This is a genomic window from Brevundimonas sp. KM4, assembly GCF_000964075.1.
In the GTDB taxonomy this organism is placed as follows: Bacteria; Pseudomonadota; Alphaproteobacteria; order Caulobacterales; family Caulobacteraceae; genus Brevundimonas; species Brevundimonas huaxiensis.
In genome coordinates this window covers 46,929-67,379 of record NZ_JZRG01000023.1, presented here as the reverse complement: position 1 = coordinate 67,379, position 20,451 = coordinate 46,929, and the positions used below count along the sequence as shown (strand labels likewise).

The window sequence follows — 20,451 nt, the reverse complement described above, 5'->3', positions numbered from 1 at the left end:
AACGCCCCACCATCCTGGATCAAAGCGGTGGCGTCCCCTCGTTTCTCCGCCGAGCGGACGAAATCTCGCTGCCTGCCCATCGATCCCACATCTGGAAATACAGGCCGTAGTTGCCGTTGAAGCGTTTGTGGTGCGCGTCGTGGTGGGTGGCGGTGATCATCCAGCGTAGCGGGGCGCGTTTCAGCCAGGACGCGGACCAGACTTCGCGTCCGGCGTGGTTCAACACGGCGGTTGCGGTCATCAGGGTCAGCAGCGCCAGCGCCACGCCCCAGTGAATCGGGATGAAGAGGGTCAGGGCCGGCAGGAACCAGGCGGTTGCGATGGCCTCGGCCGGATCGAAGGCGAAGGAGGCGAAGGCGCTGGGGTCGCGCGACCGATGATGCTCGGCATGGGCCCAGGGGAAGATGCGCGGATGGTGCAGTCCGCGGTGGACCCAATAGTAGAAGGCGTCGTGGGCCAGCATATAGACGATGAAGCTGGCGGGCAGCCACCACAGCGGCCAGGCATGGATATCGTCGTAGATCGCCGTGCCGCCGCGCTTCCAGAGTTCGATGACGAATGCGGCCGGCAAGGCGTAGATCGGGCAGGCGATCAGGGACGCGATGACTTCAGCGCGGATTCGTTTCGCCGCCGGCGGCCTGTGGTTCAGCTGACGCCCCCGTCCCGGTCCGCCCCACAGCAAGCCATGGGTCACGACACCGACCAGCAGATAGCGCACGCCGATGATCAGGCTGAGCGCAAGGGTGGTGACGACCAGATCCTTCAACATGGGCGCACAGACGGCGAAACGTCGCGCCGGGTCAAGTCGTGACGCGCAGGCCGCAAAGCGCCTATGATGGGTCATGTCCTGGCCGACGATGATCCTGCTGTTCCTCGCCACCTTCCTGGGGATGGAGGTCGTCGCCTGGGCGATGCATCGCTATGTCATGCATGGCCTGCTGTGGACCTGGCACCGCAGCCATCATGAGCCGCACGACGACGTGCTGGAAAAGAACGACCTGTTCGCCGTGGTGTTCGCCGCCCCGGCCATCGTCTTTGTGGCGCTCGGGCTGCACGTCTGGCCCTGGGCGCTGCCGATCGGCCTGGGTGTCACAGCCTATGGACTGATCTATTTCTTCTTTCACGACGGACTGGTGCATCGCCGGTTTCCAACGGGGATCGTTGGGCGCTCGGGGTTCTGGACGCGACGCATTCAAGCCCACCGGCTCCACCACGCAGTGCGGACGCGCGAGGGTTGCGTGTCGTTCGGCTTCCTGTGGGTGCGTTCGGCGCGCGCGCTGAAGGCCGAACTGTCTCAGAAACGCGGCGCTTCCAGCAACGGCGCCTGAGCCAGGGCGGCAAGGTCCGCCGATCCGGTGCAGAAGCAGGTCAGCCGCAGTTGGGCCGCCATCAGATCCAGATGATCCACCACGGCCTCGGTCGACGTCAGCGCCGCCTCGAGCACGCCCGCCGCCTGGCCGACCAGACAGGCGCCCAGCCGGATCGCGCGCGCCGCATCCAAACCGTCACGGATGCCGCCCGACCCGATCAGATCCAGTTCCGGCGCGCCTTGGGCGCAGTCTGCCAGGCTGCGCGCCGTCGGTACGCCCCAGCCGGCGAAGGGCGCGGCCAGTGCTTCCGCGCGACCGCCCGTGGCTCGCGCACCCTCGATCAGGCCCCAGTTGGTGCCGCCCGCCCCGGCGACGTCCAGTGCGGCGACGCCCATGTCCGCCAGGCGACGCGCCACCGCGCCCGACAGGCCGGCGCCCGTCTCCTTGACGATCAGACGGCCCGGGAAGACCGCCGCAACCTGCTCGATGCCTCTCGCCACGCCGCGCCAATCGCGATCGCCCTCGGGCTGAACGCCCTCCTGCAATGGGTTGAGATGCAGGATCAGGGCGTCGGCGCCGATCATCTCCATGGCCCGACGCGCCTCGTCGACGCCATAACCCAAGGCGAACTGCACGGCGCCCAGATTGGCCAGGATCATCGCATCGGGGGCCCGGCGTCGCAGATCCAGCCCCAGGCCCAAACCGCCCTTCGTCTCCAGCGCGACGCGCTGCGAGCCGACCGCCAGAACGACGCCTAGAGCCTGGGCGGCCTCGGCCAGACGCGCATTGATCGCCTCGGCCCGCGACGGCCCGCCGGTCATCGAACTGATCAGGAACGGCAAGGCGACCGGTCGCCCCAGAAAGCGCGTCGCCAGATCGATGGCGTCGTGATCGATATCCGGCAGGGCGTCGTGAACAAAACGGACGGCGTCCAGACCCGATGTCGTCTGGCTGACGCCCCGACCGGCCCGCACATGGTCGATGTGTTCGTCCTTGCGCCGGATCAAGGCATCGGCGTCGGTGGACATCGCAAACGGCTCCTGGCGGGTTGCATCCGACGCGGTCGTGATGCCGTATGGCATCATAAGGGTTCGGCGCGTGGTCGCAACGCGACGTCGGCGACTATGGGAGATCTGTATGGCCATCGTCGGCATCCGGCGCCAACCGCCTCTGGCGGGCGCATCCTGCGACCCCGACGATCTGCGTCTGCAGGTTCAGGCGCGTCTGGCCGAGGTCGCCCCGGCGCATGACGGCCTGTTGTCCACGGCCGCCCGCGAAGCCTTGCTGGGACAGGGAAAACGCGTCCGGCCGGTGCTGGCCATGCTGGCGGCGGCGCATGTCGGCGGCGAGCCGGAAGACGCCTTGGACTACGCCTGCGCCCTGGAAATGGTCCATGCCGCGTCGCTGGTTTTGGACGATCTGCCATGCATGGACGACGCCTCGCTGCGTCGGGGCCAACCGACCCTGCACCGTCGCCATGGGGAGGATACTGCCGTGCTGGCGGCCGTGGCCCTGCTGAACCAGGCGACGCGTCTGGTGCTGCAGACGCCTGCGCCGGCGGAAACGCGTCTGGCGGCCTTGGACCTTTTGACGCAGGCGATCGGCTTTGATGGTCTGTCCGAGGGTCAGATGCGCGACCTGCGCGACGACGCAAGGGATCGCGACGAAACCGCCCTGCGCCAGATCAACGATCTGAAAACCGGCGCCCTGTTCGTGGCCACCGTGCGCGGCGGCGGCCTGCTCGGCGGGGGCGATGCACAGGATCTGGCGCGGCTGTCGATTTTCGGCGAGGCGATCGGCTTCGCCTTCCAGCTTTGCGACGATCTGCTGGATGTCTGTTCGACCGTCGATGCGGTCGGCAAGGACGTGGGCCAGGACGACGACACCACCACCTTCGTCGATCTGTGGGGTGAATGCCGGACCCGCGCGGCGGTGCGGCAATCCTCGACCAAGGCGGTCGAGGCGGTCGGCCATGACAGCCCCCTGGCCCTGTATGTCCTGGACCTTTTCCAGCAGGCCGAACTTGGGGTCTGACGTCGCGCCGGCCCTGTCGCTGAGCGGGATCCATGCGGGCTATGACGGCCGATCCGTGCTGAGCGACTTCAGCCTGAGCATCGCTCCGGGCGAAGTCTATGCCCTGCTGGGGGCGAATGGTGCGGGCAAGTCCACGGTGGCGCGTGTCGCTTCGGGTCTGCTGCCCGCGCGGCGCGGGCGCGTCGTCCTGGGCGAAGGCGGCGGACCACGCGGGCGCATCGGGCTGGCGCCGCAGGACAGCGCCCTGTTCCCGGCCCTGTCGCCGCGCGAGAACGTCGATGTCACGGCGCGCCTGTGCGGCGTACCCAAGCGGGATCGCGGCGCGGCGGTGAACCGCGCGCTCGACCTGACCGGGTGCGGCCCGCGCGCGGACCAGCCGGTGCGCACCCTGTCCGGCGGCTGGAAACGGCGCGCCAACCTCAGCGCCGCCCTGGTCGGGCGCCCGCGGCTGCTGATCGCCGACGAACCGACGGAAGGGGTGGATGCGGCGACCCGCGGCGTCCTGTCCGTCGCCCTGCGCGAAACCGCAAAGGCCGGCGCCGGCTGCCATCTGATCAGCCATGACGCCATCTTCGTCGCCGATACGGCCGACCGGATCGGTGTCTTGGCGCAGGGACGACTGCTGGCGGAAGGCGCGCCGAACGCCCTGCTCCATCGCGCCTTCGGTTCGGCCCAGCTGCTCAGCATTCGCCTGACCCGACCGGCGTCGGACCCCGCCACCCAATGGTTCGCCCAGGCGGGGCTGACCGCGTCCGAAGACGGGCTGGAGTGGCGTCGGCTCTGCGAGGACGCGTTGGCCATCGCCCAGATGCTTGCCGCCGTGGTCGATGGCGAGGATGGCGAGGTCGCCGTGCGTCGCCCCGGCCTGGACGATCTGGTCGCACAGCTGTCGCAGGCTCCGTCATGATGGCGGTGGCGGGCGCCTGGGCGAGAGGGTTTTGGCGCGACCGCGCAGGCGTGATGCTGACCCTGCTGTTGCCGCCCCTGGTCTATCTGTTGTTCGCGGCGATCTTCGGCGCGGGCGCACGGGGCGATATCGACACCACCGTCGTCCTGCATGACGCGTCGCGCACGCCCGCGACGGCGGCGATCCGCGAGGCGGTGTCGAAGGACGTGGGCGCGCGTCTTCGCATCGTCGAAGATCGCGAGGCCTTCGACCGCGCCGTCATCGACGGTCGCGCCGACGCGGGCATACTGATCCAGCCATCGACGCAGGGACCGCCAAAACTGGTGATCGTTTCCGCCGCCGGCCGGGACGTGGCGGCGTCGGCGCTTCAGGCGCGACTGGAGCCGATGGCCGCCACCCTGTCGGGTCAGGTCGCACGACCCGCCCCGCGCGTTCAGACGCTGCAGATCGGTCCCCAGGGTGATGTGCAGGCGACCTATTATGCAGGCGCGGTCAGCGTCATGTTTGTCTTCTTCGCCGCCATGCATGGAGCCATGGGCGGGCTGGACGAGCGGCGATCCGGCCTTCAGTCACGCCTGGCCCTGGCGCGCGGCGGCCTCGCGCCCATCCTGACCGGACGCGCCGTCTGGCTGACGGCGGTGGGCGTGATGCAGTCGGCGGCAGTCTTCGTCGCCGCCTGGGTCAAGCTGCCTGACTTGGCCCCCTGGCAGATGGCGGCGGCGGCGGTCACTGCCCTGGCGGTCGGTTCCTGCGCCGCCGGCTTGGCCTTGGCTCTGACAGCAGCATGTCGGTCGCGCGAACAGGCCCAGCCGCTCACGACCTTCGTGGTCCTGTTGCTGGCCGCTCTGGGCGGATCGATGGCGCCGCGCTTTTTGATGCCCGAGGCCTTCCGCGACCTCGGCTGGATCACGCCCCACGCCTGGGCCATCGAGGCCTATCAGGCCGTGATCTGGCGCGGAGAATTCACCCCGACCGTCATTGGGGCCTGGGCGGTCATGGCCGGTCTGGGCGCAGGGGGGCTTGCGGTCGCCCTGATATCGGAGAGGCGGCGCGCGGCTCGCTGATCGTCAGACGTGCGTCCACAACGCCGGGCGCGGCGGCGGCTCGCGCCAGGCATCCAGCGTCTTGCACCACAGGGCGATCAGACCGCCCCGCCCCAACAGCATCAGCTTGCCCGCCTTGTCGACCGACGTCCGTCCGTCCCAGGCGGTCACGCCGGCGCGAGACACATGGCGGCCGATCGACCGATAGACGCCGCGCGCCGTCGCGATGGCCCAGGCCGAGCGCGGGTTCAGATCGCGCAACCCCCACCGCGCCGAGGCGTAGAAGGGCTCGGCCGCCGCCACCAGACGCTGCGCCGTCTTGGCCACGGCGGCGCGGTGCTGGGGCTGATCGACCTGATCGCGCGGCACGCCCGCCTCATCCAGCCAGGCGCCGGGCAGATAGACCCGCCCGCCCTTCGCGTCTTCGACCACGTCGCGGGCGATGTTCGTCAGCTGGAACGCCAGACCCAAATCCTGTGCGCGTCGCAGGGTCGGCGCATCGTCCACCCCCATGATCCGCGCCATCATCACCCCCACGACGCCGGCGACGTGATAGGCATAGTCCAGCGTGTCCTCCAGCGTGTCGTAACGCCGGCCGACCACGTCCATCTCGAACCCTTGCAACAGGTCCATCGCCTCATCGGCTGGAATGCCGTGACGCATGGCCACGCGTTGGAAGGCGGTGAAGACCGGGTCCGTCTGCGGCTCTCCGGCCAGGGCGGCGGCGGTGCGAAGACGCAGTTCGTCCAGCTTCTCGCCGGCCAGCACCGGATCGATGCCGACCGCGCCGTGGCCCAGCACCTGGCCGTCGATCTCGTCGTCGCAATGCCGGCACCAGGAATACAGCATCCAGGCGTCGTCCCGGATCGCCGCCGGGAACAGGCGCGCGGCGGCGGCGAAGCTCTTGGACCCCTGCTCCATCGACTGGCGGCTGTGATCCAGGACGGCGTCAGTCATGCCGGCTGCCTCGCATCCTCGATCATCAGGGCGGCGGTGGCCTTGGCCGATCCGACCACGCCCGGCACGCCCGCGCCGGGATGGGTGCCGGCGCCCACGAAATACAGATTGGGAATCTGGTCGTCGCGGTTGTGCACCCGGAACCAGGCGCTCTGGGTCAGGATCGGCTCCAACGAGAAGGCCGAACCCTGGTGGGCATTCAACTGGTCGCGGAAATCGACCGGCGTGAAGATGCGGCAGGTGTCCAGGTCCGCCGTCAAACCGGGGATGTAGCGTTCTTCCAGATAGGCCAGTATCCGGTCGCGATAGCGCGGCCCCTCGACCTCCCAGTCGATGTCCGCCGAGGCCAAGTGCGGCACGGGCGCCAGCACATAAAAGGCGTCGCAGCCTTCCGGGGCCAATGACGGATCGGTCCGCGTCGGCGCGTGCAAATACAGCGAGAAGTCCTCGGGCAGATCCGGCCCCTTGAAGATCTCGGCGATCAGTTCGCGATAGCGCGGCCCGAAAAGCACGGTGTGGTGGCGCACCTCCGGATGGACGCGCTTCAGCCCGAAATAGATGACGAACAGCGACATGGAGTGACGCCGCGACGCCAGCTTGGCGCCCTCCTTCTGACCGCGCGGTTCCTGACCCAGCAGGCGCTGATAGGTGTGAACCACGTCGGCGTTGGACGCGACCATGTCGAAGGCCAGCGTCTCGCCATTTACGACCACGCCGGTCGCGCGACCGTTCGCCATGGTGATGCGCTCGACCGGACTGTTCAGCCGGACTTCGCCGCCCAAATCCTTGAGCAGACGCACCTTGGCCTGGATCAGGGCTCCGGTGCCGCCACGCGGGAACCACACGCCCCAGCGCCGCTCCAGCGCATGGATCAAGGCATAGATCGACGAGGTCGCGAACGGATTGCCGCCGACCAGCAGGGAGTGGAAGCTGAACGCCTGACGCAGATGCTCGTCCTGAATATAGCTGGCGACCTTGTCATAGACCGACCGCCAGGCCTGCAGCCGCATCAGCTCCGGCGCGGCCTTGACCATGCTGGCGAAGTCCAGGAACGGCACGGCTCCCAGCTTCAGATAGCCTTCCTTCAGTAGGTCCTGCGAATAGGCCAGGAACTTGCGATAACCGTCCTTGTCGGCCGGATTGCGCGCCACGATCTGGCGGTCCAGCTCATCCTGATCGTTGACGTAGTCAAAGACGTCGCCGTCTTCCCAGCACAGCCGATAGAAAGGTGCGACCGGCAGCAGTTCGACATAGTCCGACAGCTTGCGCCCGCTGGCCTCGAACAGTTCCTCCAGCGCCGACGGGTCGGTGATGACGGTGGGACCGGCGTCGAAGGTGTAGCCCTTGTCCTTGAACACATAGGCCCGGCCGCCCTCCAGATCGCGGGCCTCGAACACCGTGGTCTGAATGCCCGCCGACTGCAGCCGTATGGCCAGCGACAAGCCTCCGAAGCCCGATCCGATTACTGCAGCCCGCATCACGCACGTCCTTTTTCGACCAGACAGGTCAGTGCGGCGCCGATCGGCACCGGGGGTTTTCCGCTCAGGATCCGCGCCTTGTCGGCGAGGGTGGATCCAGCGGCGTAGAAGCGTTCGACCAAAGGCTGGGGCAGGCGATAGAACCGCTCCAGAACCTTGTATCGTTCATCGGGCCGCGCCGCACGGAATAGCATCCGGTTCAGCAACCGATAGAAACTTCGTCCGGCCCATACGTCATGCGCATGGCGGCGGATGGCTTCGGCGACCGTCGCCGGCTCGAAATCCCGCGCCAACCGGTCGGCCAGGCGCACGGCGTCCGGCAGGGAATAGCCGGTGGTCGGGTGAAACAGCCCGGCGCGCAGACCGCTGAGCGCCGTCGGCCCCATCCGCGACAAATGCGCGCCGATGTCGCCGTCGAGCGCCACGGGCAGGACGCCGTCCTCCTCGCGCAATATCGTCTCGATCTCCCAGCCCTGCGCGCGGGCATAGTCGAGGACGCCTTGACGAAACGCCTCGCGATCCAGCGCATCGCCATCGGTATAGCGCGTATCCTCGATCAGCAGCGTGCGATCATCGAACGGCAGGGTGTAGAGAAACCGGTAGCCCCCGGCCTGATCGACGCAGGCGTCCATGACGATGGGCGTGGTCAGACCGTGCGGCGCCGCCAGCCGCACCTCCAGCCCGACGAACTTCTGGAAACCCAGCGCCAGATCCGGCGTAGCGGTCGGCCCGCGCCCATCGATCACCGCCTTGGCGCTCAGGCGCCGTCCATCAGCCAGCACCGCTTCGGTCGGCGACACCGAAGTTACTGGCGCGGCCAGCATGATTTTTCCGGGCATGGCCGCCTCGACCACCGCCGCGAACCGTTCGGCCGTGACACTGCAATAGGGCGTCGACAGCGCGCGTTCGAACTGGGGAAAACGGACGCTGTATCCCGGCCAGCGATGCACCACCAAGGGCGCGATCCAGTCACGCTGATCCTGCGTCAGGTCGCTGTCGAAGAAGGACCAGGTGTGGACCCCGCCCAGGGTCTGCGCCGCCTCGACGATTCGCATATCCAGATCAGGACGGACCTGTGACAGCCGTAGCGCCAGCAGGCCATTGGCCAGGCCGCCGCCGACCAGCAGAAGGTCCGGCGCGGAAGTGTCAAAGGCGTCGACCTGCATTCCAGACAGGTGGCACGCGCGGACGCATGCGGCAAGCGAACAGGATGCTTACCGGGCCGCGATGCGCTAAGTGTCGCGCCATGTCCGCCGTCACGCCAATGTCACGGGTCGTCCCAAACCAAGCCCTGATCGGCCTGACGCTGGCTGGCCTGATCGCGGCGGCCTGGCTGAGCCTGCACATCTACGGCGTCTATTTTCATCGCTGGACGATCTGGAGCGTCCTGACCGTTCCACTGATCGTCGCCGTCCAGACTTGGCTGTCCGTCGGCCTGTTCATCGTCGCCCACGACGCCATGCACGGCTCGCTGGCCCCGGGACGCCCACGGCTGAACACGGCGATCGGCAGCCTGGCGCTGGCCCTCTACGCCGGTTTCCGGTTCGCGCCGTTGAGGACGGCCCATCACGCCCATCACGCGGCGCCTGGCACGGCGGACGATCCCGACTTTCACGCCGACGCCCCCCGCGCCTTTCTGCCCTGGTTCTACGGCTTCTTCCGCACCTATTTCGGCTGGCGAGAACTGGCCGTTCTGACGGTTCTCGTGGCTGTCGCCGTGCTGATCCTCGGCGCCCGCACACCCAATCTTCTGGTCTTCTGGGCCGCGCCCGCCTTGCTCTCGGCGCTTCAGTTGTTCACCTTCGGCACCTGGCTGCCCCACCGGCATACCAACGAAGCCTTCCCCGACCATCACAACGCCCGCACCAGCCCCTTCGGCCCGGTCCTGTCGCTGCTGACCTGCTTCCACTTCGGCCGCCACCACGAACACCACCTGACCCCCTGGAAGCCCTGGTGGCGTCTTTTCAGCTAGTCGTACACGGTGGTCGTTTTCAACGGCGACATGACGCGCGAAGCCAACTGACCCTTTGCGCGGCGGGTGGCTGCTGTCGGCCCATATTCTAAGAGGAATGGCGGAGACGGTGCCACACAATCCAGCAAATCCGGGCTTTTGATCCACGGGACCGTGCCAAGCTGGCACGATTACCCGTGACTTTATCGGACGTTGCGTTGACGCACTATGCGGCATCGCGTTCTTGCTTGCCCTTCACCAATCCCTTGAGGTCGTCGGCGATGATGTGGCCGTAGCGATCAGCGGTGATTTTCACGCTGCTATGCCCGGCGAAGCGGCTGACCAGAGTCAGGCTTTCCTTGTTGCGAAGCATGTCCGTGATCGTCGTATGACGCAAGGTGTGGAACTTCACATCGTCGATGTTCTGCCCGGCCTTCCTCACGCCCTCGCGGACCCGACGCCACTTCCAATCCATGGTCGAGGTGTGCCACGGGAACAGCCGACCATCCGGCGACAGCATCCGCAGGAACGGAAGCATATCCACGATGGACTGTGACGCCGGGAGCGTCTTGGCCTTGCCGTTCTTGAGCCGCTCGATCTTGTCGAGGCCGGTGCGCGCCAGTTCCGCCGGGGTGGCGTCACGGAAACGAGGCCACGAAATGATCGTGTCGCCGTCTGCATCGACCGTGATCCATTCGTCGCGAAGCATGAGGGCTTCGCCCTTGCGGCAAGCGGTGTCCAATAGGAATCGCACGAAGCAGCCGAACCGTTTCCAATCGTGGGCCGGGTTCTCGATCTCATAGTCTCCGATCACCTTGAAGATGGCGGCGACTTCGGCCTTGGTCAGCGTCCGTTCTTGGATGTTGTTGACCTTGATCGTCGGGAACGGGGGTTTGGCGAACAGGATCGGTTTCTTGTCCGGTCCCTGCATCTTCGTCGCCTTGTCGAGGGCGCCCGACAGGACTTCCAGCTTGCGTTTCACCGTGGCCGGTGCCGCTCGTCCGCCTTTGCGTCCGCCCCGAAGGGCCAACGTCTCGGCGATCTCTTCCAGCCGGAAGGCATGAAGGTCCGACAGCAGGTCTTCGCCGCAAATCTCACGCAGGATTTTGACGGTCGATTTGAGGGTCGCTTGCGAGCGATGGGTTTTCCAGACGGTCTTCTCGCAGTGGTCGAAGAGGTCGTTGATGGTCATGCCCTTGGGCTTACCCTCTTCGTCCTTCTTCACGGCGGGCTTGGCCATCTGCTCGGCCGTGATGCCGAGCGCGATTTGCGGCGCCATCATGATCGCCACGCGCTTGTCGCGGCTCTTGGTCGAGACGCGGTGACGCTGCCCGTCCTCGCCCCTGAACTCCACGATGTAGATGCCGTTAGGACGTTGCTTCACGTCCCATGCAGTGTCGATGTTAGCCTGAAACGCCATGGTCTCCGTCCTTGGTGGCAGTTGCTATGGTGCGCCGGAGTTGGTTTGCGATGGCTTCTCCCTTTTGAGTGAGGCGCACGATCTTGCGCCGTTGGTCGTCTTCGTCGGTTTCGAGTTTGATCCAGCCCAGCCCATCCGGGTCGCGCTTTGTCGGCTCCATGAGCAGTTGATAGGACCGGCCGATGGATTGGCCGAAGATCGGCTCGCCGGTTTTGTCTGCGCCCGCGATCTCCTTGAGGTCGCTGACGATGATCGACTTGCCGAGGCTATTGGCTTCGACGATCAGCGCGAAGGCATAAACCTGACGCAGCGAAGTCCGCGCCGGGATTTCAAAAGCGATGGTCTGGAGAGCCTTGGCGAAAGCCATGAACTGCCCGGCCCCCTCCTTGAGGCGGCTTGGCGTGGTCAGGTCTACGCCCTCGACGACAGAGCCTTGAAGTTCTTCGGGGGATTTACGGCGACGGGCCATCGGCGGGCTTCCTTCAACGGGTTTGCCAAACGATTGCCTTGAGTCACCCATCTCCTCAACGGAAAAGAGCGTTAGGATGCGTGTCTCCTGTGTTCGGGGTTGACGAGATGCTGTGTGCCATAGCGCATTAGATGTTGTCAACGCAATGTTGGCGCCTTTGCGTCTCATGGCGTTCTGACCCGCCTTAAGCCCCGGCCCCGCACGGCTAAATATCGTCGTGCAACAGGAAACCTATCGACAGAAAGTCGCTCGCCAGATCGACCTTGAGAACGAGTCACGCGCGCTCGGTGCCAGCCGCTATCGCTCGAACCGCCCCATGCCGTGGCGTAATGAGGCTCGCGCACCGGACGATGAAGCCGACCTCCCGCCCGGCCGTCAGCTTCTCAAGCTGGCGACGGAACCCACGGCCCGAGCCATCCGCGAGTTTGTCGAGCGCGTCGATCATGGCGGCGCCGCGCGCGGCGTGGATGCTCACCTGATCCTCTCCCAGATCGGCGCGGAAGAAGCCGCCTATCTGACGGGCCGTGTCGCCCTCGACGCAGCGGCCACCGGCAAGAAGTTCACCGTCACCTGCATCGCTGTAGCCGACGCCTTCATCGACCACATCCAGATGGATGGTCTTCGTCAAAGCCGGAAGGATGTCTTCAAGGCGTTGCTCAAATCGCAGCGGAAGTCGTCGTCTCTGGTCACGCGCAAGAAGCGCAAGGGCATCAACAACATCATGATCGCTCACGGGGTGGACCGGACGTTCACCGTGCAGCAGCGCGTCCGCGCGGGAGCCAAGGCCCTCGAACTGTTCTGCGATGCGACCGGCTTGTTCACCGTCGAGACCATCGCCCGTGGAACGAAGATCATTCGCCCGACCGAAGCTGTCTACCGCTGGCTCGAACAGCAACACGCCCGGTGCGAACTGTTGGAGCCGATGCACCTGCCGATGATCGTCCCCCCTCGCCGGTGGACGACGCCTTTCCGTGGCGGCTACGTCACCAAGACGCCGGGCGCCCGCCTCGTGAAGCAGACGAACGCCGCCTATCACGAACACCTCCGCACGGTGGAAATGTCCGCCGTCTACTCGGCCGTGAACACGGTGCAGTCCACGGCTTGGCGAATCAATCGCGCGGTCCTCGATGTCGTGCGCGAAATCTGGGACGGTGGCGGTGTGCTGGGCGGTCTCCCCAACCGTCAGCCGCTCGACCTCCCGCCCCGCCCGCCGGAGTTCGCCCACGACGAACAGGTCAAGGCCCGCTGGAAGCGCGAGGCCGCCGACATCCACGACCTCAACGCCGCCAATCTGGCGAAGCGTCTGGCGATCAGTCAGCGTCTATGGGTCGCCGACAAGTTCGTGGACGAAGCCGCCATCTATTTCCCACACAGCGTGGACTTCCGGGGCCGCGTCTATCCGATCCCGTCCTCCGGTCCGAACCCGCAGGGCGACGACATCTGCAAGGCTCTCCTGACCTTCGCCGAAGGCCACCCGATCACCGACGCCGGAGCCGGTGCGCTCGCCATCCACATCGCCGGTCTCTTCGGCGTGGATAAGGTCTCTCACGACGAGCGCATGAACTGGTTCTGGGCGAACGAGCATCTGATCCTCGACAGCGCGACCAACCCTCTCGACGGCGCCCGCTTCTGGGCGGAAGCGGACAGCCCCTTCATGGCTCTGGCCGCCTGTATCGAATGGTCGGGCTACATCCGCGAAGGCGCCGACTTCATCAGCCACCTCCCGATCAGCCTCGACGGTTCGAACAGCGGGCTACAACACTTCTCGGCCATGCTCCGCGATCCGGTCGGGGCCAAGGCCGTCAACCTCATGCCCGACGACAGGCCGCAGGACATCTACTCGGACGTTGCGGCGAAGGCCCAAGCCCTCGCCGATCAGGATGAGGACGAACGCGCTCTCCCGTGGCGGGGCGGACTGGTCACGCGCAAGATCGCCAAGCGTCCCTGCATGACCTTCACCTACAGCGCGACGCGCTTCGGGATGACGGACATGATCTATCAGACGCTGCGAGAACTGGACGCCAGCGGCCAGCCCCATCTCGGCTCGGCCGACAACTACGCCTCGTCCCTCTACATGTCCTACGCCCTGTGGGAGGCGATCTCCGGCACCGTCATCGCGGCCTCGACCGCCATGGCTTGGCTGCGCGAAGCGGCCAAGGTGATGACCGCCGCCGGTCTGCCGATTTGGTGGACGACACCGGCGGGCCTTCCGGTTCTCCAGACCTATCCGAAGGGCCGCTCGTCGCTCGTGAAGGTCTATCACAAGAACAAGATGATGCGGCTCAAGCTGCGCCATGACGCCCCCGGCATTGACGGCCAGCGTCAGGCCAACGGGATCAGCCCCAACTTCATCCACTCCATGGATGCGGCACACCTGATGGCCGTGGCCAATGCCTGTCGCGAGGCCGGTATCTTCGACCTGTCCGTGGTCCATGACAGCTTCGGCGTCCACGCCGCCCGCGTGTTCGAACTGCGCTCGATCCTGCGCGACACCTTCGCGGATCAATACAGCGTGGATCGTCTGGCCATCTTTCGCGACGAACTGATCGCCCAGCTTCCCGAAGCGTTCGCCGCGAAGCTCCCGCCCCTTCCGGCCATGGGGGACTTCGACATCAACGAGGTCCGCCGATCCGATTACCTCTTCCATTGAGTGCTTTAACGCAAAGGATGGACACCTATAAAGAGACCGAAACCTATGATCTTCTCCGACCCTAATCTCGGCGACAGAGTTCGAAGCGCATCGACCGTCGCCGTTCTTCGCGAACCCGCCTTTCTCGTTCTGGACCGTGTGTCTGGCATTGATCCGGCGGACCAGATTCGCGCCACGTTCCTCGCCGCAGTCGCTATGGCGTTGGGCGTAGGGATCGACCCCCACGAAGAAGTCAGCCGCTCGCTCCGCTTGATGTCGGATGCGGAGGCCGACCATACCGTCCACGTTCAGGCGATCCGCGACTATGCGGAAAATGAACTGCGCCGCTACGTTGATCCCTGATGTCGATGTGATCGTCGGATTTGTGCGGCTGATGCAGTCGCCGGTCTCTCACTTCCTCATGCCGACTGACCTCGCCGATGAAGCCTCCGCATGGCTCTTGGCCCAAGGGATCGAGCATGAATGGAATGACCTCTACGTCATGGGGCGTGAACCAACCGGCGGGACGGTGATCTCCATAGCCGACGACCTCGGCGCCGTCGCATTCAGGATGTGGGGTTCCGAAGACGTGCGCGGGCCTCTCGTTTTTGCTGCACTGACTTCTTCAGCGTGCAAGCCGTTGCTGCAAAAGCTGCGTGGCTTCCCCATCCGCTGATAGGTGAACTCCGCATCGCAGGTGTCGCACTTCGCCGTCTCTTCGACACCGACCCTCTTCTGACGAACCTTGACTGGCGGTGGCGCCGCGACGTGTGGCGCCAGCAGTTCGTCGATCCTCGCCGCCCAGCGGCCCTCTGATTTCAGCATCCCCGATTTTACCCCGGATGCCTCCCCACAATCCATTTTCTCGAAAGGGCTGACGCCATGAATTTCGTCCGCGACTACATCCTTCCGCGCCTCAAAGAGCGCAGCACCTACGTCGGCCTCGTGGCCCTCGCCACCGCCTTCGGCATGAGCATCGACCCGACCTATGTCGATGTCGCGCTGGCCATCGGCGCCGCAGTTGGCGGCGTTCTCGGCATCGTCTGGAAAGACAAGCCCGCCGCGTGAGACACCGCCAGCCCACCGCCTACGCCCACTCTCGGCCGTTCCCTGTGACGGTCGCTGAGTTCCTTGAATACCTCGACTTCAAGTTCCCCGAGCCGGAGCCGAAGGCTGGCGACACCCTCGACACCATCATGTTCAAGGCGGGCCAACGCGCCGTCGCCCTCCAGATGCGCCGGGAGTTCGAAGCCTCCCTCAAACGCAAGGAGGACTGACCATGTGCCTCGTCAAAAAGCCGAAGGTCGTCGCCGCACCGGCCGACAAAGAACCGGCGATCATCACCAATCCTTACCTCGACGGTCTGCCCGCGATTGAACGCGCCCGCACAGGCGGCGTCCGCTCCCTGACCATCCCGCGCGGAGCGTCAGGCACGGCCTCGACCGCGCCTCGAACCGCGACAGTTCCGCTGACCCCGACCCTTTCGGGCGGCGGTCTGACCGGCACCCAAACCAATACCGTCACCCGCCCCACCGACACGCTCTCGCTGGTTGGCCGAATGACCCTCTGAAAGCGACCTAATCCCGCATGAAAACCGCAGCCGCACGGTTCAGTGCACTCGCGGCTGCACGTTCTACCGTCTTGGAGAACGCGCGCACCGCCGCGCGTGTGACCATCCCCGGTTTGATCCCGCTTGAGGGTCAGAACGAACACTACACTCCGACCCAACCCTATCAGAGCGTTGGCGCCGATGGCGTCCGCAGCCTGTCGGCTCGTCTTCTGATGACCCTGTTCCCGACGAATGTCGGGTTCTTCCGCCTGAACGTGGACGCCGCCGTGGCGCAGTTCACCGGCGAGGAAAAGAACGCGGTCGATGTCCAACTGGCGCAGTTCGCACAGTCGGCGAACAACCTTCTGGATGACCGTCGCGCCCGTGCCGTTCTGGCCGAAGTGCTTCGTCACCTCGTGATCGCGGGCAACGTCCTGTTGCACATCCCGCTAAAGGATACGCCCCGCATCTATCGCCTCGACCAGTATGTCGTGAAGCGCGATAGCCGGGGCGTCCCGATCCTCATCATCGCCCGCGAAAGCGTCCATGTCTCGACGCTCTCGGCCGAGACCCGCACCGCTGTCGGCCTGACGCTCGATCCCGAGAAGGATCAGACCGTCGATGTCTACACGGCCATCGAAAAGCGCGGCGAGAACCACGCCCAATATCAAGAGATCAACGGCAAGCGCGTCCCCGGTTCGGAGAGCGAGACCCCGATTGAGAAGTCGGGCTGGCTGGCTCTCCGCTGGCTGGCGATCCCCGCCAACGATTACGGCCGCTCGCACGTCACCGAATACATCGGCGATCTTCTGGCACTTGAGGAACTGAACGAGTCGATGATCGCCTACACCGCGATCACGTCGGACATTAAGTTCTTCGTCCAGCCGAACTCGGTCATCGACCTCGACGTGGTTGTGGGTTCTCGTTCAATACCGACGAGAACTACGTTCTCACGCCCGATGTCGAAGGCGTCATCGCCATCCCGGCGGGCGCCATGTCCATCAATCCGATGGACCCGCGCCAGAACCTTGTTCAGCGGTTCCACCCGACCCGCGAACAGATGTGCCTCTGGGACAAGGCCAAACTGACGTGGACGATCAGCGAGCCGGTCAAGGTCCGCATCCGTTGGTCCTATAGCTACGACGCCCTGCCTGAACTGGCCCGTGTCTACGCCACCGTCAAAGCTGGCCGCCTCTTCCTCGCGGATTTCGTCGGCGACGCCCAACGCGAACGCTTCGCCCAAGAGGACGAGCAGCGCGCTTGGATCAACCTGCGCCGCGACCAGACCGCGATCTCCGACATCAACATCTTCAACACGGCCCACATCGGCCGAAAGCTGATCCGTGGCCGCCGGGTCTGGGGGTCTGAATGAGCCTGATGACCGGGGCTATCCCGGCTCTCATCGGCGGCGTCTCCCAGCAATCCGATCTCGTCCGGTCCACTGACCAACTCGAAAGCCAACTGAACGGCTGGTCGTCCATCGCGGACGGTCTCGGCAAACGGCCCCCGACCGAGCGTGTCGCCCGGCTGATGGAGACGGCGCCGAACAACGTCTTCGTCCACACCATCAACCGCAACACCCAAGAGCAATACGTCGTCACGATCACGGACGAACGCATCCGCGTCTTCGATAGTCAGACCGGTCAAGAGCGCGAAGTGAACGCTCCCGGCGGTTGGGGCTATCTGGAAGGGATCGCCGACTATGCGGGCGACCTGTCGATGTTCACGGTCGCCGACTACAGCTTCCTCGTGAACCGCCGGAAGGTCTGCGCCATGGGCGAACTCGGCGATGACGAGCAGCCTGACGAAGCCTACCAAATCTGGGTCAACCGCCACTACGGCACCGATGCCAACGGCGTCGCATTCGGTCCCGGCGCCCCTTACCAGTATGAGCCGAACCCGGCTGGCGGCTATCTGACCGGCACGGTTCAGCGATCCGACAAGCTCCCTGAAACGGCGGCGGAAGGCGCGGTCTACCGCGTTCAAGGCGACGAAAGCTCCGGCTTCGTCAGCTACTATCTGCGTCGCAGTGGCGGCGTCTGGAAACAGTGCGTCATGCCGGGCCTCGTCAACGCCATCGACTACCGGACCATGCCTCACGCGCTGATCTCGGAAGCGGACGGCACTTTCACCTTCGCCCCCTTCTCATGGGCGCCGCGTCGTCTGGGCGATGAGTCCACGAACCCCACGCCGGGCTTCATCGGCCGCACGATCCAGAAGGTGTTCTTCTATCAGAACCGCCTCTCGTTCCTGTTCGACGAAGCCGTGGTCATGTCGGAATCCGGCATGTTCGGAAACTTCTGGCGCATGGATCAACTCGACTATCTGGACACCGACCGGATCGAAGTCGGAGCGACCTCGACAAAGGTGGCCAAGCTCTTCGACGCCGTTGCTCACAACGACGGAATCTTCCTGACCTCGGACCAGACGCAGTTCTCTTTGACCAACGGCGAGATGGGCCTGACGACCGCCTCCATCGCCATGCGGCCGACCACGAACTACACCGTCAACACGTCTGCTGGCCTCGCGGCTCTCGGCTCCGAAATCTACTTCGCGGTCGAACGCTCCGGCTTCGCCAGCATCCGAGAATACACCCGCCTGTCTGGCACGGACGCGACCTCGGCCGCCGACGTGACCGCCCATTGCCCGACCTACATTCCGGCCGGTGTCCATGGCCTGATCGCTGCGGACGATTTGAATACGCTCTTTGCGCTAACGCATGGATCGCCTCAGAGCGTTTATGTCTATCAGTTCTATTGGTCCTCTTCGGACGAAAAGGCGCAGTCGGCTTGGCACCAGTGGGATTTCGGGACCGGCACGAAGATCGTCTCGGGCGCCTATCTCAAGGGCGTGCTGTTCCTCGTCATGCAGCGGGCCGATGGCCTGTGGCTTGAGAAGATCAACCTTCAGTCGGGCGCGATCCCGGCCGAGACTACCGCTCAAATCCACCTCGACCGTCGCACCGTCGTCACCGGCGAGTTCAACACGACCGAGAACCGAACCTACTTCACCCTCCCGTTCCGCCCAGCCAAAGACCGTTTTCAGATGGTCCGCACAGCAGGGTTTGGAGGGCGTCAGGAAACGCTCATCGACCCTACGACCTACCAATGGCTGACGGACAACATCGTGTCTGTGCCGGGGTCGGAGATCATGGCGCCGGTGATCGTCGGCGAGGGCTACACCTTCGCCTTCCAGTTCTCGAAACAGTTCGTCCGCCGATCCGATGGCGTGGCCGTCACGACCGGCCGTCAGGTCATGCGATCCTTCACGGTGAACTATGCCGACACGGCCTATTTCAAGACCCTCGTCGCGCCCTATGGGTCAGACGATACCGTCGATGAAGTTGTGCCGACCAAGCTGGCGGATATGACCGGCCGCACCATCGGCGCCGGGCATTTCAAGCTGAACACGCCGACCTATGGGACCGGCCGATACCGCTTCATGGTGTTCGGTCAGAACCAGTTGGCGCGCATCCGCATCGAGAACGACACGCCGTTCGCCTCCACCTTCATCAGCGCAGAGTGGGAAGCGACCTACAACAATCGCGCACGAGTCTGACCGCCTTCGGGCGGTCAGACCCACCTTTCATATGATCGAATTTCACGACCTCGCCGACGTGTCGGCCGAGCAGACCATCGCATGGCTGGAAGACATCTGCGCCGACCTTCGCCCCGGCGATTGGGACGAGATGAAAGCCACCAATCCCATGCTCAAGATGGAAGACCCTGACCCGCTGCATCTGCTCACGGTCAGCGTCATGCAGTCCGTTGACGGCTGGATCATCACCGACAGCGGCAAGGCCATCTGCGTCTTCGGCGCGGCTGACGGCGGGATCGTCTGGATGATCGGCGCGAATGGCATGGAAAGGCCGCGAGCAAAGCTGGCCATTGGCCGGGCCACCCCAAACTTCGTGGATCGCTGGCACCTCTTCTGGCCCCACCTTTCCAACTACATCGACGCCCGCAATCACCAGTCCATTCACTGGCTGCTCTGGGCCGGGTTCGAGATTGAACAAGTCGATCTCACCCACGGGCGCGAACGGCGCCCCTTCTACCTCATGTCTCATACAAGGGAGGGACCAACCCATCTGTGATCCGATCACGGTCATGACGACCCTCGCCGTCGTCGGAACCGCCACCCAAGTCATCGGCGAAATCCAGTCCGCCAAAAACCAGACCCGCGCCATCGACCAGCAGCTTGCACAACAGCAAGAGCAGATCGCCACTCAGCAGGTCGCCGAACTGAACGACCGCCAGCGTCAGGCTCGACGCGAACAGGCCCGCATCAAGGTCGCGGCCGGTCAAGCCGGGCTAAATATCAGCGGTAGCGTGACCGACCTTCTGAACGATTCCGTCATGCAGAACTCGCTCGCCGCCGAGCGCACCAACATCAATGCTGACAACCAGCAGAAAGCGGCCGTCGCCGAAGCGAACTCCATGTATTCCCGCATTTCTCGACCCACGATCCTCGGGGCTGGCCTCCGCATCGCCCAAGCTGGCGTCGGCGGCTACTACCAAGGCAAGGGTATCAAGCTGTCTCAAGACGCGGCTTCGAAAGGTCCGTCTCTGAATGGCTGATCTTTCCCGCAACAGCATCCGCCGCACCGCACAGGACCGCATCACGAACAACCGTGACGCCATCCTCCCCATCAACCGCGAGACCCGCGCGCAGGACGTGCGCGTCACCGCCGACCTCCGTTCCGCC

The 20,451-nt window shown here is 65.1% G+C and carries 22 protein-coding genes and 1 pseudogene; 16 read left to right on the top strand and 7 right to left on the bottom strand.

Annotated elements, in window-relative coordinates:
• Positions 1–19 precede the first annotated feature (19 nt).
• Positions 20–769, bottom strand: coding sequence for a sterol desaturase family protein (locus VH88_RS13080; protein ID WP_045811650.1), 750 nt, complete (start codon positions 767–769; stop codon positions 20–22).
• 73 nt (positions 770–842) lie between these two features.
• Between VH88_RS13080 and VH88_RS13075 the strand changes: the two genes are divergently transcribed.
• On the top strand, positions 843–1,328 hold the full coding sequence (locus VH88_RS13075) for a sterol desaturase family protein (RefSeq protein ID WP_045811649.1): 486 nt from the start codon (positions 843–845) through the stop codon (positions 1,326–1,328).
• Between the two features lie 44 nt (positions 1,329–1,372).
• On the opposite strand, the pseudogene fni reads toward VH88_RS13075, so the two are convergent.
• A pseudogene (gene fni / locus VH88_RS13070) lies at positions 1,373–2,338 on the bottom strand (type 2 isopentenyl-diphosphate Delta-isomerase); the annotation flags it as partial.
• 109 nt (positions 2,339–2,447) lie between these two features.
• Between fni and VH88_RS13065 the strand changes: the two are divergent.
• From VH88_RS13065 to VH88_RS13055, 3 genes are read left to right on the top strand one after another with little or no spacing between them, the layout of a single operon-like run.
• The gene (locus tag VH88_RS13065) at positions 2,448–3,344 is read left to right on the top strand and encodes a polyprenyl synthetase family protein (protein WP_052689609.1); all 897 of its coding nucleotides are present in this window, start codon (positions 2,448–2,450) and stop codon (positions 3,342–3,344) included.
• Positions 3,334–4,251, top strand: a complete 918-nt coding sequence (locus VH88_RS13060) for an ABC transporter ATP-binding protein (RefSeq protein WP_052689608.1) — start codon at positions 3,334–3,336, stop codon at positions 4,249–4,251. The genes VH88_RS13065 and VH88_RS13060 overlap by 11 nt, the downstream gene beginning before the upstream one ends.
• A complete protein-coding gene (locus VH88_RS13055) occupies positions 4,248–5,315 on the top strand; it encodes an ABC transporter permease (RefSeq protein ID WP_045811648.1) in 1,068 nt (355 codons plus the stop codon). Before VH88_RS13060 ends, VH88_RS13055 begins: the two co-directional genes overlap by 4 nt.
• Before the next feature lie 3 nt (positions 5,316–5,318).
• Here the strand turns inward: VH88_RS13055 and VH88_RS13050 are convergent, their stop codons facing one another.
• Genes VH88_RS13050 through crtY form a run of 3 tightly spaced genes read right to left on the bottom strand, consistent with a single transcriptional unit; the run spans position 5,319 to position 8,895 of the window.
• Positions 5,319–6,251 (bottom strand): phytoene/squalene synthase family protein, encoded by a 933-nt coding sequence (locus VH88_RS13050; RefSeq protein ID WP_045811647.1) that lies wholly within the window; start codon positions 6,249–6,251, stop codon positions 5,319–5,321.
• Positions 6,248–7,729: a phytoene desaturase gene (locus VH88_RS13045; RefSeq protein ID WP_045811646.1), complete on the bottom strand. Its 1,482-nt coding sequence runs from the start codon at positions 7,727–7,729 to the stop codon at positions 6,248–6,250. The genes VH88_RS13050 and VH88_RS13045 overlap by 4 nt, the downstream gene beginning before the upstream one ends.
• A complete protein-coding gene (gene crtY, locus VH88_RS13040; protein ID WP_045811645.1) occupies positions 7,729–8,895 on the bottom strand; it encodes a lycopene beta-cyclase CrtY in 1,167 nt (388 codons plus the stop codon). Before crtY ends, VH88_RS13045 begins: the two co-directional genes overlap by 1 nt.
• A gap of 80 nt (positions 8,896–8,975) precedes the next feature.
• Between crtY and VH88_RS13035 the strand changes: the two genes are divergently transcribed.
• Positions 8,976–9,701 (top strand): fatty acid desaturase, encoded by a 726-nt coding sequence (locus VH88_RS13035; protein ID WP_045811644.1) that lies wholly within the window; start codon positions 8,976–8,978, stop codon positions 9,699–9,701.
• A 205-nt stretch (positions 9,702–9,906) separates the two neighbouring features.
• On the opposite strand, the gene VH88_RS13030 is transcribed toward VH88_RS13035, so the two are convergent.
• Both VH88_RS13030 and VH88_RS15430 read right to left on the bottom strand, forming a co-directional pair.
• Entirely contained in the window at positions 9,907–11,100 is a 1,194-nt protein-coding gene (locus VH88_RS13030; RefSeq protein ID WP_052689606.1) for a site-specific integrase, read from the bottom strand.
• On the bottom strand, positions 11,084–11,569 hold the full coding sequence (locus VH88_RS15430) for a hypothetical protein (RefSeq protein ID WP_052689605.1): 486 nt from the start codon (positions 11,567–11,569) through the stop codon (positions 11,084–11,086). Before VH88_RS15430 ends, VH88_RS13030 begins: the two co-directional genes overlap by 17 nt.
• 316 nt (positions 11,570–11,885) lie before the next feature.
• Here VH88_RS15430 and VH88_RS13020 point away from each other — a divergent pair, with 316 nt between their 5' ends.
• The 11 genes from VH88_RS13020 to VH88_RS12970 all read left to right on the top strand — a co-directional run bounded on the left by VH88_RS13020 (position 11,886) and on the right by VH88_RS12970 (position 20,324).
• Positions 11,886–14,219, top strand: coding sequence for a DNA-directed RNA polymerase (locus VH88_RS13020; RefSeq protein ID WP_156146839.1), 2,334 nt, complete (start codon positions 11,886–11,888; stop codon positions 14,217–14,219).
• A 45-nt stretch (positions 14,220–14,264) separates the two neighbouring features.
• Positions 14,265–14,561: a hypothetical protein gene (locus VH88_RS13015; RefSeq protein ID WP_045811640.1), complete on the top strand. Its 297-nt coding sequence runs from the start codon at positions 14,265–14,267 to the stop codon at positions 14,559–14,561.
• Positions 14,551–14,874, top strand: coding sequence for a hypothetical protein (locus tag VH88_RS13010; protein WP_045811639.1), 324 nt, complete (start codon positions 14,551–14,553; stop codon positions 14,872–14,874). The genes VH88_RS13015 and VH88_RS13010 overlap by 11 nt, the downstream gene beginning before the upstream one ends.
• A 206-nt stretch (positions 14,875–15,080) precedes the next feature.
• Positions 15,081–15,266, top strand: coding sequence for a hypothetical protein (locus VH88_RS13005; protein WP_045811638.1), 186 nt, complete (start codon positions 15,081–15,083; stop codon positions 15,264–15,266).
• 44 nt (positions 15,267–15,310) lie between these two features.
• Positions 15,311–15,475, top strand: coding sequence for a hypothetical protein (locus VH88_RS13000; protein WP_156146838.1), 165 nt, complete (start codon positions 15,311–15,313; stop codon positions 15,473–15,475).
• A gap of 2 nt (positions 15,476–15,477) precedes the next feature.
• Positions 15,478–15,768 (top strand): hypothetical protein, encoded by a 291-nt coding sequence (locus VH88_RS12995; RefSeq protein ID WP_045811636.1) that lies wholly within the window; start codon positions 15,478–15,480, stop codon positions 15,766–15,768.
• Between the two features lie 17 nt (positions 15,769–15,785).
• A complete protein-coding gene (locus tag VH88_RS12990) occupies positions 15,786–16,835 on the top strand; it encodes a portal protein (RefSeq protein ID WP_082064495.1) in 1,050 nt (349 codons plus the stop codon).
• Positions 16,721–17,119 carry a hypothetical protein gene (locus tag VH88_RS12985; RefSeq protein ID WP_231576689.1) on the top strand — a complete coding sequence of 133 codons (399 nt, stop codon included), beginning with the start codon at positions 16,721–16,723 and terminating at the stop codon, positions 17,117–17,119. Before VH88_RS12990 ends, VH88_RS12985 begins: the two co-directional genes overlap by 115 nt.
• Complete coding sequence (locus VH88_RS12980) at positions 17,116–19,305, top strand: hypothetical protein (RefSeq protein ID WP_045811633.1); 2,190 nt, start codon at positions 17,116–17,118, stop codon at positions 19,303–19,305. The genes VH88_RS12985 and VH88_RS12980 overlap by 4 nt, the downstream gene beginning before the upstream one ends.
• A 58-nt stretch (positions 19,306–19,363) precedes the next feature.
• Positions 19,364–19,840 carry a hypothetical protein gene (locus VH88_RS12975; protein WP_156146837.1) on the top strand — a complete coding sequence of 159 codons (477 nt, stop codon included), beginning with the start codon at positions 19,364–19,366 and terminating at the stop codon, positions 19,838–19,840.
• A 13-nt stretch (positions 19,841–19,853) separates the two neighbouring features.
• Positions 19,854–20,324, top strand: a complete 471-nt coding sequence (locus tag VH88_RS12970; protein ID WP_045811631.1) for a hypothetical protein — start codon at positions 19,854–19,856, stop codon at positions 20,322–20,324.
• Positions 20,325–20,451 lie beyond the last annotated feature (127 nt).